The following is a 788-nucleotide window of genomic DNA, read 5'->3' as shown; positions in this document are numbered from 1 at the left end:
GCAAACCGCCGTGGATCAAGACCCGGTTGTCGATGGGCCCCCAATACCGCGAGCTGACCGACCTGGTCCGCTCCGAGGGCCTGCACACCGTCTGCCAGGAAGCCGGCTGCCCCAACATCTACGAATGCTGGGAAGACCGCGAGGCCACCTTCCTCATCGGCGGGGACCAATGCACCCGCCGATGTGACTTCTGCCAGATCGACACCGGCAAACCCGCCGCCTACGACCCCGACGAACCCCGCCGCGTCGCCGAATCCGTCCAGACCATGGGCCTGCGGTACGCCACCGTCACCGGCGTCGCCCGCGACGACCTGCCCGACGGCGGCGCCTGGCTCTACGCCGAGACCGTCCGCCAAATCCACACCGCCGTCCCCGGCTGCGGCGTGGAACTGCTCATCCCGGACTTCAACGCCACCCCCCACCTGCTCGCCGAGGTCTTCTCCGCCCGCCCCGAAGTCCTGGCCCACAACCTGGAGACCGTCCCACGGATCTTCAAACGCATCCGCCCCGGCTTCCGCTACGAACGCTCCCTTTCGGTGCTGACCGCCGCCCGCGCCGACGGACTGGTCACCAAGTCCAACCTCATCCTGGGCATGGGCGAAACCCGCGAAGAGATCACCGAGGCGATGCGGGACCTGCACGAAGCCGGATGTGAACTTTTGACCATCACCCAGTACCTGCGGCCCTCCCCCCGCCACCACCCCGTCGAACGCTGGGTCAAACCCGAAGAGTTCGTCGAACTCAAAGACGAGGCCGAGGCCATCGGCTTCGCCGGCGTCATGTCCGGG

At 67.6% G+C, this 788-nt stretch carries 1 protein-coding gene; it reads left to right on the top strand.

Annotation, left to right across the window (positions count from 1 at the left end; genetic code table 11):
* Positions 1-788, top strand: a 788-nt coding sequence (locus tag ABD978_RS43645) for a lipoyl synthase (protein ID WP_345367673.1), incomplete at both ends; no start/stop codon positions are given.

It is taken from the genome of Actinoallomurus liliacearum (assembly GCF_039542035.1).
Taxonomy (GTDB): domain Bacteria; phylum Actinomycetota; class Actinomycetes; order Streptosporangiales; family Streptosporangiaceae; genus Actinoallomurus; species Actinoallomurus liliacearum.
Note: the sequence above shows the minus strand (reverse complement) of the source record. Positions and strands in the feature narration are given on the sequence as shown.